The organism is Nostoc sphaeroides, assembly GCF_003443655.1.
GTDB lineage: Bacteria > Cyanobacteriota > Cyanobacteriia > Cyanobacteriales > Nostocaceae > Nostoc > Nostoc sphaeroides.
The window spans coordinates 4,012,131-4,031,068 of record NZ_CP031941.1 but is presented as its reverse complement, the minus strand read 5'-3'; the positions used below and the strand labels follow the sequence as shown (position 1 = coordinate 4,031,068).

The 18,938-nt window shown below is 41.0% G+C and carries 20 protein-coding genes; 7 read left to right on the top strand and 13 right to left on the bottom strand.

Features of this window, described 5'->3' with window-relative positions; translation table 11 throughout:
• Positions 1–209: 209 nt before the first annotated feature.
• From D1367_RS18000 to D1367_RS17975, 6 genes are all read left to right on the top strand, one after another.
• On the top strand, positions 210–1,388 hold the full coding sequence (locus tag D1367_RS18000) for a DNA cytosine methyltransferase (protein ID WP_118167607.1): 1,179 nt from the start codon (positions 210–212) through the stop codon (positions 1,386–1,388).
• A 170-nt stretch (positions 1,389–1,558) separates the two neighbouring features.
• Complete coding sequence (gene deoC / locus D1367_RS17995) at positions 1,559–2,239, top strand: deoxyribose-phosphate aldolase (RefSeq protein WP_118167606.1); 681 nt, start codon at positions 1,559–1,561, stop codon at positions 2,237–2,239.
• A 117-nt stretch (positions 2,240–2,356) separates the two neighbouring features.
• Positions 2,357–3,286 carry a DNA repair protein RecO gene (recO, locus tag D1367_RS17990; RefSeq protein ID WP_118167605.1) on the top strand — a complete coding sequence of 310 codons (930 nt, stop codon included), beginning with the start codon at positions 2,357–2,359 and terminating at the stop codon, positions 3,284–3,286.
• Positions 3,273–4,913, top strand: coding sequence for an MFS transporter (locus tag D1367_RS17985; protein ID WP_118167604.1), 1,641 nt, complete (start codon positions 3,273–3,275; stop codon positions 4,911–4,913). Before recO ends, D1367_RS17985 begins: the two co-directional genes overlap by 14 nt.
• 351 nt (positions 4,914–5,264) lie before the next feature.
• Complete coding sequence (locus D1367_RS17980) at positions 5,265–6,422, top strand: glycosyltransferase family 4 protein (protein WP_118167603.1); 1,158 nt, start codon at positions 5,265–5,267, stop codon at positions 6,420–6,422.
• Between the two features lie 298 nt (positions 6,423–6,720).
• Positions 6,721–7,164 (top strand): DUF29 domain-containing protein, encoded by a 444-nt coding sequence (locus D1367_RS17975; protein ID WP_118167602.1) that lies wholly within the window; start codon positions 6,721–6,723, stop codon positions 7,162–7,164.
• Positions 7,165–7,331: 167 nt separating this feature from the next.
• Here the strand turns inward: D1367_RS17975 and D1367_RS17970 are convergent, their stop codons facing one another.
• The 11 genes from D1367_RS17970 to D1367_RS17920 all read right to left on the bottom strand — a co-directional run bounded on the left by D1367_RS17970 (position 7,332) and on the right by D1367_RS17920 (position 16,763).
• Complete coding sequence (locus D1367_RS17970) at positions 7,332–7,568, bottom strand: hypothetical protein (protein ID WP_118167601.1); 237 nt, start codon at positions 7,566–7,568, stop codon at positions 7,332–7,334.
• Positions 7,565–7,903, bottom strand: coding sequence for a PIN domain-containing protein (locus tag D1367_RS17965; RefSeq protein ID WP_244945023.1), 339 nt, complete (start codon positions 7,901–7,903; stop codon positions 7,565–7,567). The genes D1367_RS17970 and D1367_RS17965 overlap by 4 nt, the downstream gene beginning before the upstream one ends.
• A gap of 249 nt (positions 7,904–8,152) precedes the next feature.
• On the bottom strand, positions 8,153–8,968 hold the full coding sequence (locus tag D1367_RS17960; RefSeq protein ID WP_118167600.1) for a peptidase: 816 nt from the start codon (positions 8,966–8,968) through the stop codon (positions 8,153–8,155).
• Positions 8,969–8,978: 10 nt separating this feature from the next.
• On the bottom strand, positions 8,979–9,212 hold the full coding sequence (gene secG, locus D1367_RS17955) for a preprotein translocase subunit SecG (protein ID WP_118167599.1): 234 nt from the start codon (positions 9,210–9,212) through the stop codon (positions 8,979–8,981).
• Between the two features lie 155 nt (positions 9,213–9,367).
• The gene (gpmI, locus tag D1367_RS17950; protein WP_118167598.1) at positions 9,368–10,966 is read right to left on the bottom strand and encodes a 2,3-bisphosphoglycerate-independent phosphoglycerate mutase; all 1,599 of its coding nucleotides are present in this window, start codon (positions 10,964–10,966) and stop codon (positions 9,368–9,370) included.
• 498 nt (positions 10,967–11,464) lie between these two features.
• Positions 11,465–13,150, bottom strand: coding sequence for an ABC-F family ATP-binding cassette domain-containing protein (locus tag D1367_RS17945; RefSeq protein WP_118167597.1), 1,686 nt, complete (start codon positions 13,148–13,150; stop codon positions 11,465–11,467).
• A gap of 155 nt (positions 13,151–13,305) precedes the next feature.
• Entirely contained in the window at positions 13,306–14,136 is an 831-nt protein-coding gene (locus D1367_RS17940; protein WP_118167596.1) for an Rpn family recombination-promoting nuclease/putative transposase, read from the bottom strand.
• Positions 14,137–14,170: 34 nt separating this feature from the next.
• Positions 14,171–14,668 (bottom strand): hypothetical protein, encoded by a 498-nt coding sequence (locus D1367_RS17935; RefSeq protein WP_118171569.1) that lies wholly within the window; start codon positions 14,666–14,668, stop codon positions 14,171–14,173.
• A 148-nt stretch (positions 14,669–14,816) separates the two neighbouring features.
• On the bottom strand, positions 14,817–15,527 hold the full coding sequence (locus D1367_RS17930) for a DUF4336 domain-containing protein (RefSeq protein WP_118167595.1): 711 nt from the start codon (positions 15,525–15,527) through the stop codon (positions 14,817–14,819).
• 108 nt (positions 15,528–15,635) lie between these two features.
• Positions 15,636–16,094 carry a DUF29 domain-containing protein gene (locus D1367_RS17925; RefSeq protein WP_099101141.1) on the bottom strand — a complete coding sequence of 153 codons (459 nt, stop codon included), beginning with the start codon at positions 16,092–16,094 and terminating at the stop codon, positions 15,636–15,638.
• 306 nt (positions 16,095–16,400) lie between these two features.
• Positions 16,401–16,763 carry a helix-turn-helix domain-containing protein gene (locus D1367_RS17920; RefSeq protein WP_118167594.1) on the bottom strand — a complete coding sequence of 121 codons (363 nt, stop codon included), beginning with the start codon at positions 16,761–16,763 and terminating at the stop codon, positions 16,401–16,403.
• Between the two features lie 193 nt (positions 16,764–16,956).
• Here D1367_RS17920 and D1367_RS17915 point away from each other — a divergent pair, with 193 nt between their 5' ends.
• On the top strand, positions 16,957–17,403 hold the full coding sequence (locus tag D1367_RS17915) for a hypothetical protein (RefSeq protein ID WP_118167593.1): 447 nt from the start codon (positions 16,957–16,959) through the stop codon (positions 17,401–17,403).
• An 88-nt stretch (positions 17,404–17,491) separates the two neighbouring features.
• On the opposite strand, the gene prfA is transcribed toward D1367_RS17915, so the two are convergent.
• Both prfA and rpmE read right to left on the bottom strand, forming a co-directional pair.
• Entirely contained in the window at positions 17,492–18,589 is a 1,098-nt protein-coding gene (gene prfA / locus D1367_RS17910; RefSeq protein ID WP_118167592.1) for a peptide chain release factor 1, read from the bottom strand.
• A 103-nt stretch (positions 18,590–18,692) separates the two neighbouring features.
• Positions 18,693–18,935, bottom strand: coding sequence for a 50S ribosomal protein L31 (rpmE, locus tag D1367_RS17905; protein WP_069070756.1), 243 nt, complete (start codon positions 18,933–18,935; stop codon positions 18,693–18,695).
• Positions 18,936–18,938: the final 3 nt, after the last annotated feature.

The window sequence follows — 18,938 nt, the reverse complement described above, 5'->3', positions numbered from 1 at the left end:
CTATATTTATTAATTGTGACTTCAGACTCTTTTTCTGTCAGGTATTTTCCTTAAAGATTGAGTAAATTTTGATATTAAACACTTAGAGTAAGTGTGAATTTTTTTACTATTTAAGCAATCTTAAAATTGTTCATTTTTTATTGGTACGTAAGTATAAACCCTATATCTTAAGATATTAATTAAGACTGTTTCACGGCAGTAGTTATTGAATGAGCGATCGCCCTTGTATCTTTTCCTTTTTTGCTGGTTCAGGTTTTTTAGATTTAGGTTTTGAAACCAGTGGTTTTAAGGTTGTTTACGTCAATGAAATTTTTCCCCCATTCATGACTGCATACCGCTATTCACGGCAGGTTCTCAATCTACCGTTACCAAAATACGGGTATCATGATGGACAAGTAGGAGATGTAACCCAACTTCTCGAAGGCTTACAAACACAACACCTCCGGGAGTTAGTACAAGACTGCCGTAAATCTAATAATATTGTGGGCTTCATTGGCGGGCCTCCCTGCCCTGATTTTTCTATTGGTGGGAAAAATAGAGGACGTTTAGGATATAATGGCAAGCTTTCCGCTTCTTACGTTGAATTAATTTGCCGCAATCTTCCAGATTTCTTTTTATTTGAGAACGTTAAGGGATTGTGGAGAACAAAAAAGCACCGTTTATTTTTTGAATCGCTCAAGCAACAATTACTGGAAGCAGGCTATATATTAACAGAGCGATTAATTAATGCTATCGAATATGGTGTACCCCAAGATAGAGAAAGAATTATTCTCATTGGTTTCCGAAATAGTTTTATCAAGGATATAGGAATAATAAACGGTAGTGAAAAGTTCCTAACTGAGGAAATTTTTCCTTGGGACAATCATATTTTATATCCTCAAACAAAGGTTTTTGCTTATCCTTGGCGGCAGTGCGAACCATTCCAAGAAAATTCCATCATCCCTTGTCCTGACGGCATCCCTCAAGAATTAACAGTTGAATACTGGTTTAGAAAAAATAATGTCCTGAAGCATCCCAATGCTGAAAACTGTTTTCAACCAAGGGCAGGGATCACAAAATTTGCTGCTATTGATGAAGGAGATGATTCTAAAAAGTCTTTTAAGCGTCTGCATAGATGGCGTTACTCTCCGACAGCTTGCTATGGAAATAATGAAGTACATTTACATCCCTATAAAATCCGGCGAATATCTGTGGCGGAAGCTTTAGCCATACAATCTTTGCCTGCAAATTTTGTGCTTACAGAGAATATGTCGCTCACGAATATGTTTAAGACTATTGGTAATGGTGTACCATATTTGGCATCGAAGGCGTTAGCTAAAACTATTTTAGACTTCTTAGGAACTGGTGTGAAAAATGCTGTTGATATTTATAAGCCTACTATTGCCTAATGTCAACTTAAACACTTACAATAATTCCGCAACATCTACAAAGTTGACATCCTAGAAAAGTTAGCAGCTTCTTTTCAGAATAAACTCGTAATAAATATGGTTTAATATATATATAAGAAATGGTTTAATTTTTTATAAAGTTTAATAATCAATCACTGGCAGAAGACACGATGGCAGCAGACTATCCAAACATTGATATTGCGCCATTTATCGATCACTCCCTCTTAACGCCAACTGCTACTCCTGAGCAGGTTGAGCAGTGGTGTGAAGAAGCATACAGATTCAATTTTGCGGCGGTTTGCCTATTTCCCGCCTATGTCAAACAAGCAGTCGAACTCCTCCACGGCAAAAACCCGAAAGTCTGTACTGTGATTGGCTTTCCTTCTGGTGCGACGACTTCAGCAGTGAAACTGTATGAGGCTCAAGAAGCGGCGGATAATGGGGCTACTGAGTTGGATGTGGTAATGAACTTGGGCTGGTTGAAAGCGGGTAAAACTGAAGAAGTCCACCGGGAAATTGCCGAAATTTGTGAAGAGACTGGGCAAACTGTCAAGGTCATTTTGGAAACCAACCTGTTGACAGATGCGGAAAAAAAAATAGCTGCTGAAATAGCTATGGAAGCGGGAGCGGCATTCTTAAAAACTAGTACAGGTTGGAATGGTGGTGCAACAGTGGCAGATGTACGACTTTTGCAGGAATTTGCCAAAGAAAAAGTAGGAATTAAAGCCTCAGGTGGTATCCGCACTATCAATCAAGCTCTAGACTTAATCGTAGCGGGTGCTACTAGATTAGGCACATCTCGCGGTATCGATTTGATCCGCCAGCGCGATAACCTGGGAAAGGGTGAATAGTCATTTGTCATTTGTCATTTGTCCTTTGTCATTTGTCCGAAGCTAATGACCCTTGAACAGACGCGATTAATCGCGTCTCTACTGACCAATAACCAATGACTAATGACTAAATAACTAATGAGTAGAACCTACAAGGCAACGGGAATTAATCTTAAAACCCAAGTGCTAGGAGAATCGGATAAAATAGTGACGATTTTGACACCAGAATTCGGTCTGATTCGAGCAGTGGCTCCAGGGGCACGCAAGCACAACTCCAGCCTGGGCGGCAGGAGTGGTATGTTTGTTGTGAATGAACTATTGATTGCGAAAGGGCGATCGCTTGATAAAATTACCCAAGCACAGACGTTAAAAACTTATCCTGGTTTAGCTAAAGATTTGGGAAAATTGGCTGCCAGTCAGTATTTAGCAGAAATAGTCTTGTGTCAAGCTTTGAGCGAACAACCCCAAGAAGAACTTTATGAGTTGTTCAATGAACATCTCCATCGGTTGGAGGCGTTATCTAGTGCAAATCCATCTGGGGTTTTGGCTCATCTGGCTCATGGGGTGTTTCACCTTTTAGCATTAGCAGGAGTAACGCCACAAGTGCAAGTCTGCTGCCTATCTGGAAACCTGCTCAAGCCAAACTTTACAGACCCAAACTGGCAGGTAGGATTTAGTATCCCTGCGGGTGGAACGGTTTGTTTAGAAGCTTGGGAACGTTTGCGAAGAGAGGGTGAGAGGGAGAGGGAAATACAAAGAAATTCATCTTTTTCTCCATTACCCAATCACCCCATTATCCCATTACCTCCAAAACCTGGCTCCCAAACAGTTGTTGTGCATCGGCAAGAAATACCTGTGATTTCTAGTCGTCCGGGTGCTATGGAACTGGCTTTACTTCAACATCTGTCACAACCAGAGATAATGCAAATTGATGGTGCTAGAGATTATGACTGGTTATCTGTTGAACAGATTTTGCGCCAGTATGCTCAGTATCAATTAGGTCGCCCTATTCGCTCTGCTACCTTGATCGACTCTTATTTTGCTGCCAACCATGATGCAACCGTCTGATTTGGATAAAAAAATCCTGCCTTTGTCACCAAGCCTTGCCAAAAAACAGAATAGGGTATCAGATCCTACAGTCAGGAATCACTTGAGTGCTGTTTCAAAGTGTACACCTAGTCAAATAAATGGCCAAGAAATGTCCCCAAAAGACGTTTCTCATAACGAGCAAAATTGCACAGCCCAGATACCACCAAAAACGGATGTTTCAAGTGAATCAGAAACACAATCTGAGGAAAAATTAACCACTGCCCAAGGAAGTAGCAATGGGCATTTGCCAGTAGCTACTATCCCAGAAAAAGAACCATCAACATTAAATGGATCTGGTTCTGGTGGAGAAGCTGTTTCAGGAAATCTTAAACAGCAGGGGTTTTTGCCTGTATTAAAAAACCCTAATTTTCTAGCTCTTTGGGGCGGTCAAGTTTTCTCCCAACTAGCAGATAAAGTTTATTTGGTGCTGATGATTGCTTTGATTAATACTCAGTTTCAGGGTAGTAATCAAAGTATTAGTGGTTGGGTGTCAGTATTAATGATGGCTTTTACCATTCCAGCCGTATTGTTTGGTTCCGTTGCTGGCGTGTTTGTCGATCGCTGGTCGAAAAAGGCTGTGCTGGTGGCAACGAATATTTGGCGCGGCATCCTGGTTTTGTCAATTCCCTTTCTGATGTGGTTGACTCATGACTGGAAACCCATAGGAGTCTTGCCAGTTGGTTTTTTGATCATTCTGGGTGTGACTTTTTTAGTTTCTACGCTGACGCAGTTTTTTGCACCGGCAGAACAGGCGGCAATTCCCTTAATAGTAGAAGAACAGGATTTACTTTCGGCAAATTCGCTTTATACGACAACGATGATGGCATCGGTGATTGTTGGGTTTGCTGTCGGGGAACCATTGTTAGCGATCGCCGATGGACTTTGGCTGCAAATTGGTGGTAGTGGTAGTTTGGGCAAAGAATTTTTAGTAGGTGGTAGTTATGCGATCGCGGGAATAATTTTATTCCTCCTAGCAACTAAGGAAAAACACTACCACCCCGATACAGAATTCCCTCACGTATTCTCTGATTTGCGAGATGGTTTTGCCTACCTCAAAGCAAATCATCGCGTCCGCAATGCTTTGCTTCAGCTAATTATCCTGTTTTCTGTTTTTGCAGCATTAACTGTTCTAGCCGTTCGCATGGCGGAAATTATTCCCAACATGAAAGCCTCCCAGTTTGGCTTTTTGCTAGCAGCAGGTGGTGTTGGCATCGCTGCGGGAGCAACACTTCTCGGTCAATTTGGTCAACGCTTCTCCTACACCCAGCTAAGTCTGTGTGGTTGTATGGGCATGGCAGCATCGCTCATTGGTCTGTCAGTATTTACCACTCAACTTTGGCTAGTCTTGTTACTAGTGGCACTATTAGGTATCTTTGGGGCACTAGTGGGAATTCCCATGCAAACAGCGATTCAAACAGAAACACCTCCAGAAATGCGTGGTAAAGTTTTTGGTTTACAAAACAATGTAATTAATATTGCTCTCTCCTTACCTTTGGCATTAGCAGGTGTAGCAGAAACCTTTGTAGGATTACAGGCAGTTTTTTTGGGATTAGCTGCGATCGTCTTTTCAGGAGGCATATTAACCTGGTATAACTCACACAAGTAGTTATCAGGTAACAGGAGCTATTATTAATTACTTAAAAGTAATTAATATTTACTTAAAGATTTTCTGTTCATGGTAAACTATGGTCAGTGAAAATTTATCACATACTTGCGGGATATCAATCTGACATTAGTCAAAATAAGTTGTTTGAATATCATAAATTAACAACTTATAAGTAGAATAAATAAAGCCATAAATCCACTGGTTTAATCAGCTTAAAATAGGCTTTTTAAACTAGATACTTTTGGAAATCTGTAATAAATAAAAACCAGCAAGTATAGCTAGATAAAATAAAAATCACCAAGGACACATAAGTAATAGATCAAACCCGCTTTTCTCACAGCTAAATAAAGAATGCGTATAGCCTGGATTGGAAAAAAATCACCCTTTTGCGGCAATGTCACCTACAGTCGAGAAATTACAAATGCCTTGCTAGACAAGGAACATCAAGTTAGCTTTCTTCACTTCGCCCAAGAAGAGTCTGAACCTGACAACTGGCCAAATCTTCGAGAGGTTTCCCTACCTTTCATTTACAAGTCCCAGGTTTATACAATTCCCACTTTTAAAGCGACCAAAGTTTTAACTGATTCGTTGCGAGAAATCAAGCCAGATGTAGTCCATGCTTCCTTGACGTTATCTCCTTTAGACTTTTTTCTACCGGAAATCTGTGAGGAACTGAGGTTGCCCCTAGTTGCCACTTTTCACACGCCGTTTGCTGGAAAGGGGGCAAAGCTGGTATCGGGAACACAGCTTTTGGCTTATCAGCTCTATGCACCTTTTTTAGTTAACTACGATCGCGTGATTGTATTTTCCCAAATTCAGCGAGAATTATTAGCAGGGATGGGCGTGAGGGAAGAGAATATTGCTGTAATTCCTAACGGTGTTGATCCCGTCAAGTATTCTCCAGGATTTTCTCAAGTCAAAGCAGAATTTAAAGCCGAACGTTTGTTTGTCTATCAGGGTCGTATAGCCCCAGAGAAAAACGTCGAAGCCCTCCTCCGTGCTTGGAAGCAGTCGGCAATGGGGCCTGGTACTAAGTTGCTAATTGTTGGCGATGGGCCTTTGAAGTCGTCTTTAGAGCAATTTTATGGTTCAGAATACGGCATTATCTGGTTGGGATTTGTCGCTGATGAAGACCGACGGATCGAAATTTTGCGGGGCGCAGATGTATTTGTTTTGCCTTCATTGGTAGAGGGTTTGTCCCTATCTCTGTTAGAAGGAATGTCATGTGGGTTGGCTTGTTTAGCAACAGACGTGGGTGCAGATGGAGAAGTATTAGAAAAAGGTGCAGGTATAGTTATTAATACTAAAACAGCGCGATCGCAATTGAGAACGCTCTTGCCAGTGTTGCAAGACCATCCTGAGTTAACAACTTTACTGGGGCAAAAAGCTAGAGTGCGTGTATTAGACCGCTATACCCTTAGTAAAAATATTACTCTACTGGAAGAACTTTATAAAGAAGTTTTAGCACAACGACCTCTACCGCTAAGATACTTCTCGCCTAAGCTTTAAAAAGCTGGGAAACTAATAGTAGTGCATCATCTCACCCAAAGCAATGCCATAAAATGTAAATAATTATCGGCAAAAATTAATAAATTAGTTAACATGAAATAATAAATAAGTAGAGCGGCGTGAATAATTCAAGGTTTGTAGTAAGGACTTTAGTCCTAATTTGAGGGCTGGAGCCGCTCTCTACGAGACGCACTCGCGTTCACTATGAACTTATCTCAAGATTTTTTACATTACTTAATCTACTTTGATTTATTGTCGCCTACTTACTTAACAGTAAATTAAAGCTACAAATCAACAAATGACTGCAATCATCGATATAAAAACATTATATGAATCCAATTACCTGCAATGGTTAGAAGAGACTATTAAATCTCTCAAAAATCGACAATTAGCAGACATTGACTATGAAAATTTAATAGAAGAATTGGAATATTTGGCTAAAAATGAAAAAAGGCGAGTAAGAAGTTTGTTGGAACAAATTATTAGGCATTTATTACTTTATCAATATTGGGATTTAGAAAAGCCAAGAAATGCTAATCATTGGTCAGGAGAAATTATTAGTTTTCGTAATCAAATAAATGAAGATTTAAGTGCCAATTTACGCAAACATTTAGAGGATAATTTCAGCATAATTTATAGCAATGCCTTAGATTATGTTAAGGCTAAAACAAATTTAACCAATTTACCCGAATTATGTCCTTATACCTTAGAGCAAATTTTAGATAAAAATTGGTTGCCTTAATCTTAAGTTTTTATTCTTTGCGCTAAACATATTCATATTTTAACTCAGCAACACCAATAGGACTTACGCAAGAACTCTCTGAAACTCTTATTTCTCCGTGTCCTCTGCGCCCTCTGTGGTTCGTTTTTTCATGATTTTGCGTAAGTCCTGACCAAAAAATTAAGTCACTACAATTTGTCGTATTCTTCTGGTTCTACGTTAGGCACTTTATTCAAAACTTGCTGAAATTTTTCCCAACTACCGCTTTTGGCTTTTTCTTCCAAATAGTCTTTGGTCATCCATGCGGAAACTTGTGCAGATAAGGCAATGGTTGCAAGTTGTTCAATAGAAATATTTTCTCTGGCTGCTAAAGCTTCAATTTGTTTATATAAAGATTCGGGTAGCTGTACATTTAAGTTAGTCATGGGATTTCTCCTACTATTTGCAAGAATTCTTTGGGTGAAACTACCCTCACTCCGAATTTTTGGGCTGCTTGTAAATCTTTTTGATTGTAAGTAATGATAAAGTCGGCTTGGCATTTAACAGCTAAATCGATGAGAAAATCATCATCAGGATCGCGTGCTACTGGCCGCCATAAATAGAAAATGCTACATCTATTAGCGATTCTACAAAGAGTTTCAATAACGTTGTCAATATCTTCATCGATCAATCCAAGCTGCTCTTTTTCTCGTTTGAGAATTTCTTCATACTCGAAGACTAAGGTGGTAGAGACATTTAACTGCCAACGTCTATTATTCAGAATTGTTACAGTTTGTAAGATGCACGACGGTTAGATCGTAAACCAGTAAGCAGTACATTAGTATCAAGTACAAGTTGGTACGCATTTGTCATTATTTCGCTATTAGTAGCATTTTTAAGCTGTTATGTATACAACTTGCACAATCAGGGCGGGCAAGATGCCCACCCCACAACCATGTTGAAAAAATATTAGTGCAAATTAAAGGCGCAACAGCTTACCGTAGTGACGAGCTTATAGTCTACCTATCGATCAATTAATTTTTGAATTATCCCCTAAAGGCCATCCTAAATTGGTTGGCTGTTCATAAACCCGCTTTAGAGTATTTACATCTCTAGAAGAAATAGGGGGCGGGTTACGAACTTGAGAAAAGTATAGCGCATCAGTTTGTAGCGGACTATGACCCCAAATTCCCAGTGCATGGCCAAATTCGTGGCGGCTAGCTGCTATGAGATACTCACCTGTTTGACTAGGGCTTAACAAGATGGTGAAGCGGTGGGATAAAACTTTGTTGTTGGTGTATAACTCGTAAGTAGTTTGTGCCGATCGCGCACGGGTTATATTACTACTAGGGGAAATTTGTAGAGGTGGCGCTTTTCGCACAATCGTAATATCAGCAATTTCCGGCTGTTCGACTATTGTTAAAGGTAAATAATTACTCCACTCCTGTACACCTTGTAATACAGCGTTAATCCATGCTTGAGCTTGTTTTTTAGTGATTGATATTGGTGATTCTACGTAAACTCGAATCGGAAATTGCGACCAAACTAAGTAACCTACTTGGGTTGTTGTGACTTGGGAAAAGTAGTCACCACTGTTTGTGCTATCTTGCCACTGTGCAAGTGTGGGCGGTAGGGGATGGGGTTTTGGGGAAGATGAGGTGGGGAGAGAGATTATTAAATCTGAATATGCAGATTTTGGTTTTATTGTCAACCCATTACTTGGCGGGAGATTAGTAAAAACCATTGACAGCCCTGTGCCAATAAACAAGGCAAGAGCTGTAATTAACCGTCGTGAAATTAAATTTATTATGGTGTTAAGTATCGGGTGTTGGGTTTTTTTCCCCATTTACCTATCCTTATTTAGGCAGCCAACCAGCACTTAAAACGACTGTTAAACCGAGAAAAATTACTGTCAATGCCCAAGTAATTCGGTTTAATGTGTTTTCTGCACTTTTGGTGCTACTAAATAACTGGGCTTGTCCTCCAATAGCTCCAATACCATCACCTTTAGGGCTATGCAGTAAAACTAAGATAATCAAACCAGTGGCGGAAAACGCCCAAATGCCTTGCACAATATTACTAACTGTCATGGTAGGAATCTCATTTATAAAAACTTTCAAAAAACAGGAGTTGGGAGTTAGGAGTAGAGACGCGATTAATCGCGTCTGTACAGGAGTTAGGAGTTAGGAAAGTTTGAATTCATCACTCTTTACTATTAACTCTTAACTCCTTACTATTAACTGTTTTACAGTCCCACTTGTACGGGGGTGCGAGTGCGTTGCAACTCATATTCTGCTGTTTTTAGCAGCGATCGCCCGGTCATTTCTGGTGGCTGAGGCAGCTGTAAAATCTCTAGAATCGTGGGAGCGATGTCGGATAGCTTGCCATCGGTTCGCAGTTCGACATTTGTACCATATCCAGGGATTTTGACTTTCTCGCCTTCTACCAATATAAAGGGGACTGGGTTAGTAGTATGGGCTGTCCAGGGATTACCCCCATCATCTAGCATATACTCAGCGTTGCCATGATCGGCAGTAATAATTGTTGTACCGCCGGCTTTGATAACGCTTTCTAACAAGCGTCCCAAACAGCGATCAACTGTCTCAACTGCTGTAATGGTAGCTTCAATTTGACCAGTATGCCCTACCATGTCTGGGTTGGCATAGTTAATCACAACTAGGGAATATATACCCTTTTGAATCGCAGCGATCGCAACATCTGTAACTGCTGCTGCTGACATCGCTGGGGCGTGATCGTAAGTCGCTACCATCGGGCTGCTTACCAGTTCCCGATCTTCTCCAACAAAAGCTTCCTCCAGGCCCCCATTAAAGAAATAGGTAACGTGGGCATATTTTTCTGTTTCGGCGGTGCGGAACTGATTCAGACTGTGATTGGCTATGACTTCTCCCAGAATGTTACTGAGATTCTGAGGCTCAAAGGCTACAGCCACGGGTAAGTCTGAATCATACTGCGTAAACGTGACAAAAGACAGTGGTGTGATTTGCTGTCTTTCAAAACCGTTAAATGTGGGACTGACCAAAGCTTGAGTCAGTTGTCTGGAGCGATCGGGGCGGAAGTTGAAAAATATCACCCCATCCCCTGGTTCTATTGCGCCGGGTGCAATTCGGATGGGGTTGATAAATTCATCTTTTACCCCTTCGGCGTAAGATTCTTGCAAGATTTCCACAGCCGTGCGATTATCACCTGTACCATCTTGGGTCATTACGTCGTAGGCGCGTTTGACCCGATCCCAGCGATGATCGCGATCCATCGCGTAGTAGCGACCGCTGAGGGTGACTATGCGCCCAATGCCTGTACGGTCTATATAATCTTGCAGCATTGTGATTGCTCTTACACCGTCAGTTGGGGCGGTGTCACGACCATCGGTGATGGCGTGAATACAAACTTCTGGAATTCGCTGGTCTTTGGCTAAGTCAAGTAGCCCGAATAGATGGGTAATATGCGAATGTACCCCTCCCTCAGAACAAAGGCCTACTAAATGCAGCTTGCCATTCCGAGAGCGAACTTCCTGGCAAATTTTGACGAGTGCTGGGTTTAAGGCAATAGAACCGTCTTCGACCGCATCAGAGATGCGTACCAGTTCTTGCGGTACAACTCGCCCAGCACCAATGTTCAAGTGACCTACTTCCGAGTTGCCCATTTGACCTTCTGGCAACCCTACGGCTTTTCCTGATGTGCGGATGAGGGTATGCGGGTAAGCTGTCCATAAACTGTCCACAATGGGAGTTTTAGCAGCATTAATAGCGTTTCCTCGCTTTTCCTCGCAGTAGCCCCATCCGTCTAAAATGACTAGCACCACAGGAGCAACAGGTGCTTTGGTCATAGTAAAATTGCCCTTTACTTTTTGTAATACCCGAATGATACCATTGCTAATCCACGCCGCAAGGAGAGATATGCTTATTAAATTCTTTTATTAATTACTTTAGAGTTTTCTTAAATTTTTCTTAAGCTTGTTGAATCTTGTGTATTCTATAATTTTTAAATTATTGATTAGTTTATGAGTAGCAATTGCTACTTTTAAAGTATAACATTACTTAGCTTTAGAATTGCTGTGTTTGTATTAGCACAATACATTAGTAAGCAATACTTAAGTAAAAATTGCTCAAAAAGCTTTCTTGCTTTCTGATAAGCGAATGATACCAGTGCTAATCCACGCTGCAAGTGAATTTTTGCTTATTAATTTCTTTTATGAAAGACTTAACAGTTTTTTGAATTATTTTTTAAAATTTAACAATTTTTCTGTAATGTTGTTGATCGCTAATAACAAGTAATTACTTAGTAGTAGCATTTTAGCACTACTACTAAGCCCGTATTCAATCTCTTATTTCTTTTTACTGGAAGCTTTTGCAGCTTTTTTAGCAGCTTTTTCAGCAGCGATCGCAGCTAACTTTGCTTGTTCTTTTTCTTCGGCAATTTTCTGGAGATAGTAATGATAGTCTCCTAAGTAAACGCGGAATTCACCATCACGGATTTCGACGATTTTATTAGCTACTTGAGAAATAAAGTAGCGATCGTGGGAAACTACAATTGCCGTACCGTCATAATTTTTGAGAGCTTCTTCCAGCATTTCCTTCGCTGGAATATCTAGGTGGTTTGTCGGCTCATCTAAAATTAGTAAGTTCGCGGGACGTAAGAGCATTTTTGCCAACGCCAGACGAGCTTTTTCTCCTCCACTTAATGCCCCAACTGCCTTAAATACAGTATCACCAGTAAATAAGAAGCGTCCCAAAAGCGTGCGAACTTCTTGATTATCCCAGTCTGGAACTTCATCATGAATGGTTTCCATGACAGTTTTCTTCAAGTCCAAAGCTTCAGCTTGATTTTGCTCAAAGTAACCAGGAATAACGTTGTGATCCCCTAATTGAACAATACCTTCTGTGGGTGGTTCCATACCCATGATGACGCGCAGAAGGGTAGATTTCCCAGCACCGTTGGGGCCAAGAAAAGCAATGCGATCGCCTCTTTCAATTAGGAGATTTGCAGATAAAAACAGGATTTTCTCACCATAAAGATGAGTTAAATCTTTAATTTCCACTACCTCGCGTCCACTGCGGGGTGCGGGGGGAAAACGGAAGTGTAGAGTTCTTACCCCAGCAATAGGTGCTTCAATGCGCTCGATTTTGTCGAGTTGCTTTTCCCGGCTTTTTGCCTGGGTACTGCGGGTAGCACTGGCGCGAAATCTATCAACAAAGGTTTGCTGTTTCTCTAATTCTTTTTGCTGACGTTCGTAAGCGCTAAGTTGTGCTGATTGACTTTCGGCTTTTTGTTCTAAATATGCCGAGTAGTTACCAAGATAGGTACTAGAAACGCCACGTTCCGTTTCCACAATTTGGTTGCAGAGGCGGTCAAGGAACTCACGGTCATGGGAGACTATTACCATCGGCGTAATCAGCCCTCGGAGGTAATTTTCCAACCACTCTATGGTTTCTAAATCTAGGTGATTAGTCGGTTCATCCAGCAGCAACAAGTCGGGTTTTTGCAGCAAAATTTTACCTAAACTCATCCGCATTTGCCAACCACCACTGAAGGCACTGACGAGGCGATCGCCATCTTCTAGCCCAAACCCCATCTCTGGTAAAATTTTCCCGATGCGTGCATCTAAGTTGTAGCCATCCAAGGCTTCAAATTTACGTTGCAACCGATCCAACTTATCTATCAGCCGATCCAGTTCCTCTGGGCTAGCCGTTTCCATCTCTTGTGGTATATGCGCCAGAGATAACTGTACTTCGTTGGCTTCTTGGAAGACAGTCCAAAATTCTTCTCTAACGGTGCGGGTGGGGTCTACTTCAAACTCTTGGTTGAGGTAGGCTATATGTAAGCTATTAGGGCGAATGATTTCGCCGGCGGTGGGTTCCATTTCCCCAGAGATGATTTTGAGTTGGGTGGATTTTCCGGCACCGTTGACACCGACTAAGCCAATGCGATCGCCTGGTTTAACTTCCCAGTTGATATCTTTGAGAACTTCGCCTGTGGGATAAATTTTACTTATATGTTCTAGTCGCAGCATTAAGTTTCTCTCAGGTAGGGAGTGGGTGGTTGAGGACGAAGTACTAACACCGCCTCTAATATTAACAAAAATTAACTATAAATTCGTCGTGATCAAGTTTGGAAGCCGCAAACCAAATTTGGCTTGAGCCACGGATAAAATTTACCACATCTATCTCAAGGTTGACTTTGTGCTACTTGTCTGACTTCTTCGACACTCAAATCTAGCGCCTGTGCTACTTGTTCTACAGTCAACCCGGCTGCTAACATTGCTGGTACTGCTTTGAGTTTACCTTGCTCAATGCCTTGAACCCTACCTTGTTCAATGCCTTGAACCTTACCTTGTTCAACACCTTCCTGAAAGGCTTCCTGATAAAATCTGGTTTGCTTTAACTCGCTTAAGCCAAACATTTCCTCCATCTCCTCCCTACTCATTGTGGGAAATTTGTAAGCCAAAATAGTTTCTATAAATTGTAATAATTGCTGCTGTTTTGGTGGTGAGTTTATCTCTGACTTGGTTCTGTCTATCAACTCCTTTGCTTGTGCGATCGCTATATCATCGGTTGCAATTACTAATTTAGCAGTTGCAATGCCAATTGGAAGCGATGCAGCGTCACCTAATTCATCCAAATAAATGCGCCTGACGCGCCCACTTGTGAAAAACTCACGGTAATGTTTAATATTGCCTGTATCTACATTCCTGTTTGGGTATAAAACCACAGCACCCCAATCATTTAACGGTTGATTCTGACGGAGGTATAAACATATTTCTGCAATTAGCCGTGAATAAATTTCCCCATCAGCTTGAAATTGCACTTCAACAAAGTAAATCGGGTTCTCACTTCCTTGTGTCGGTAGAAACACACCATCGATTCTGAAGGCTGTTTGTTTGATTTCAACTGATGAAAATTGATAAAGACTAGCTGATTCTGGAGGATTCCCAATAAGTTCAAAAAAGATATCAGGGAATTCTTGAAACAGCCGATAAAAGATGATGTCTGTTTTCACAATTTTATATCAACTGAAAATTTTGATTTGCTATTCATGTGTTACTTTGTTCTTCAGAACCATCTCGCACTTTCAGCAATTGCTCTTTTGCCATCCCTAATATACGTGATAAGGGCGCTAACAAACTATCATCAAATGCTTCTCCAGCATAAATATTATTCAGTTCCGTAGGGGATAATTTAAAGGTATCGCAGAATTTAGCAAACTCCTGGTTACTCAAATCAAGCTCTTTTTGCCTATCCTGAAGTAAAACTGCGATCGCTCTAGTTCCATGCTTTGGACGCTCACTAGTTTTTACATATTTTTCCATTAAATAATTAACTTTTCTGGTATCGCCACCGATTTTTTTAATTAAATCAGTACAAGCCATTTTCAGCGCTTTTTTTAAAACTTCTTCTTCATTTAAAACTTTAATAATTTCACTGGCATATTCTGGTTTAAAAAATCCCACCAAATTCCCTTGATGATAAACTGGTATATAAGGATTATTCGTTTCAAGCTGCCAATCTAAAGGCTCATTGCGTAGCGACATAGCTGCACCCCTAAATATTTTAAGATTGCACCATTTTAAAACCATTTATTGCTTAACTGCCAGTAGTTCTATTTGGTCTAATACCAAATCTATGTGAGGCTACCTTGTGCTGAAACTATCTCCCTCAAAACTGCGGTGGTGCGTGCTTTTAAAGAGATTCCCCTAAAAACCACTCGTACCCTTCTTTAAACTGCTTCTTCGCATCATGCTCTACAATGCTGCCATGAGCCACAATAACTCTTCTAAAGTCCCATCGCAGTACCTTTTGAACTGATTGTTTAACCTTCTCCTTTTCTTGAGTAGCCAACTGTTCTAACAATGATGGTCTAAGTTTCTTGTACCCTCCGATTATTTTGGATACTAATTTTGTTGTCATTGGGAAACTTTCATCAAAGTAAAAAGCTGTGTCTGTCAAAACCAAAGTTTGACTTTCAGCATGAAAAAAAATATACTCATTTAAAGGTAATGCTCCACTTGGAAGAAAGGTTTTGAACCCTTCAAATAATAAACATTCAAGTTCGCCTAAAAGATTTTCGCCATTATCCTCTAATGCTTGATCAATAGATATCTCAGGTCTTTTAGCCTTTAATGCCGATACAGCATAGACCTTTGCTTGAGGATAGAGAGCCTTAAAGTTAGATAAGAACAGATAGTGAAAAAGATTTGGGGCAATAATATACTTAACATTTCCAAGCTGATTGAGTTGCTTAGTAGTTTCGTCATCAACTTGGATCGGAGAGATAACAGCTAATTCACCATTATTGAAACGAATTACTGTCATTCTTGTACCGACACTCAATCCAAAATACTTTAACGGTTGCTCGGCGATCCAAATATTCTTATCAATTTTTCTGAGCATAACTAATTCTAACAGTGGCTTTGAACGGTTATGTGTGGCGAACTGACAAGGCTCAATAGTCGATTCTGTATTAAACTAAAAACTTATAATCCAGAAAAATTGTAGTAATTATCCTTCCCAGTCTTGACGAGTATCGCATAGAAAATTGTCTGCGATCGCATCATCAAATAAATACGGGCAATGCTCTGGAAAAGTTCGTAATGGTAAGTTAGTTTCTCGTAGCGCCAAATCAACTCCCGCTTCAAAGCCATCTAACAAAGCTTCTTCTATTCGAGACTTTAAGCTAGGGTTCTGTCGCAAATGTCTATGAATGGCGCGGCGCTGTTCTCGAATTGTTAAAAACCAACTGCGAGAGCGTTGTTCGGGTTGATACTCCCACTTCAAGAGATGACCAAGTAATACACTCAGACGACTTACGAGTTCCCGATATTCCTGTCTCCCCAAAGCTTGAATTTCCTCTTGCAGGTGTTGCCAGTCTAGTTCCATAACTAGCCTCTGCTCTAAGGCTTTAGCCTGCTGCTGTGTCCAGCCATAGAAATCTTGGTCATACAAAAAAGGTTTGTCCATAGAGTTGAATCTTGATAGCAAGAAACCACGAGCTAGTTTGAGCCAATTTTATGCTAGGGACTTCCAAGAAATAAATTATCCAAATAAACGTAGACGCTGCATCGGCTTGCCGCAGGCTACCACAGAGACACAGAGAACACAGAGGGAGAAGATAGAGAGAGAATTTTTGCGTTAGTTTTGGGATATTGTTTTATTTGGAAGTCCCCTAAATCGCCCTTAAAAAACTTTATTACGAATTACGAATTAGGTTGCCGAGCGTTCGCGTAGCGTCTCGTAGAGAAGCCGAGGTACGAATTATTTTAATATTCAACTTGCTTTTGCTTCATCTCCAGATGCTTCAGCCACAGCCGCCAATCTATCTGCCGCAGCTTGGACAATTTGAGCCACTTGTGCCAGAGGCATGTGCTGGATTTGTCTCAGAATCAGACTCAAATCGGAAGTTTCTGCAATTGGCTTGCCATCCAGACAGCTAAGTAACTCCTGGAGTGTGTAACCCGCTCTCGCTGCGATTTTTGCTAAATATTCCGTATCTGGCACATTCACACCCTTTTCCCACAACTGAACAGCAGTAGCAGAAACTCCCAAAAGCTTGCCAAACGCTCGCTGGCTCATTGAACCACGAGCTAGCTTGATGATTTCAATCAGTTTTTCTCTGCTTTCGATGTTCACTGCTTATATAGCTAGCCAACTGTATTTACAAGTTTAGTGATGAAATCCTAAAAGTTAAGTTTTAAATTGACAAGCTTCATTGTTAATGGTAATTTAAAATGATTATTGTAATCATGCAATGAAAATTGCAATATTGACATAAAAATTTCAATCACGTTATCGGTAGTAATGCCGACAATATAAAGGGTGCATCATGTTTGGCAAGCCACGCAAAACTAATCAATATCGCCGCAAGGGTCGAAATCTTATAGCCACTAATAAAATTAAACCAGAACAGTGGCAACTTTCACACGCTGAGGTAAAAGAAGCTCTGAAAGCCAAAGGTCATGATGTTAAGCAAATCAAAAAAATCCACCGTCTGAAGCATCAAGTGTGTATTTCCTACTGGGATGCAAAAGGCAATATATGCAGCAGCTTTTTTAGCTACCGGATTTTTGCACGTTGGCAAGAAGAAGCCCAAAAGCTAATTTATACCTGTCAAACTCTAAAGGAATGGGCGAAGTTAAATTACGTTATGAAGTACGAATTTGCCTATTACCATTATTCCAGTGAAATAGAAGATGCACTCCACGCGATATTAGAAAACCACCTATGTGTGTTAAAAGCAACAGTACACCAAGTGGTTTTACAGGATATTTAACAACAAAAATTATGACCATTTGTAGAGACGCGATTCATCGCGTCTTTATCCAACCAAAGATGTGTTGCAATCATTGATTGAATTGGTATTAGTTAGCGGCAGAAGTCGCTAATTCCGCCAGCCGTTCCTGTTGGTCTAGAGATATACAAGATTGGATAAGCGTCTCTAAATCACCATCCAAAACAGGGGTAAGAGAATAATTCTGACCTAACCGATGATCGGTAGCGCGGTTATCTTTATAATTATAGGTGCGAATTTTTTCCGATCGCGATCCAGTACCAACCTGCGATCGGCGCATGGAAGTTACTTCTGCTTGTTGTTCGCTTAACTTGATGTCATACAACTTCGCCCGCAGAATTTGCATCGCCCGTTCTTTGTTTTGCAACTGGCTGCGTTCTTCTGTACAGAAAATGCGTATTCCCGTCGGTTTGTGCATCAAGTCAACGGCTGTTTCCACCTTGTTGACGTTTTGTCCACCAGCACCACCAGAACGGGCTGTAGTCATTTCAATATCTTTCGGGTCAATATGAATTTCCACATCATCCACCTCTGGCATAATTGCCACGGTAGCTGTGGAAGTATGAACCCGTCCCCCAGATTCAGTTGCCGGTACGCGCTGCACACGATGCACTCCAGCTTCAAATTTTAACTGGCTGTAAACGTCATTACCTTTAATTTCAAGAATGACCTCTTTCCAGCCGCCCATTTCTCCGCGAGATTCGCTCACTAGAGAAACTTTCCAACCTTGAGTCTGGGCATAGCGGGTGTACATCTGCATCAAATCGCCAGCCCAAATACTTGCTTCATCGCCACCAGTACCAGCGCGAATTTCCAACATGATATTCTTTTCATCATTGGGGTCGCGTGGTAGCAGTAAAACTTTCAAGCGAGACTCTAAATGTTCTATTTTTTCTTCAAGTTCTTTGACTTCCAGTGATGCCATTTCTTGCAACTCTGGATCACTTGCAGATTCTTTGTAAACCTGACGCGCTCCGATTAAGTCTTCTTGGGCTGTTTTCCAAATTTCATAAGTATTAACTACCTCTTCCAAAGAAGAACGAGACTTAGCAATTTCTTGATACTCATCAGGATTGCTAGCGGTATCGGGGTCGCCAAGACGACGTGTTAATTCATTAAAAGTTTGTTCAACGGATTTTAGTTTGTCCAGTAAGTATGATTCAGCCATGACGATTGCGATCGCTCCTTAAAAAATAACAAATTGGCTCGAGCATATAAATGAAAATCGACCCAGCTGATGCAGGGCCGTCGTTAACAGCAGAGCCAACTCGCTACTTTTTGTCTTGTTCGTCGCCAGATGTTTGAGTGCTGCTCATACCATACTTACGGAGGAAGCGCTCTACTCGACCCTCAGTGTCAATAATCTTCTGAGTGCCGGTGTAAAAGGGGTGATTTCCAGACCAAACATCTACGTGCAATTCTGGCTTCGTAGAGCCAATGGTCATAACAACTTGACCGTTGCAGTAAACTTTAGCATCTGGATACCACTTGGGGTGAATATCAGCTTTAGCCATTGT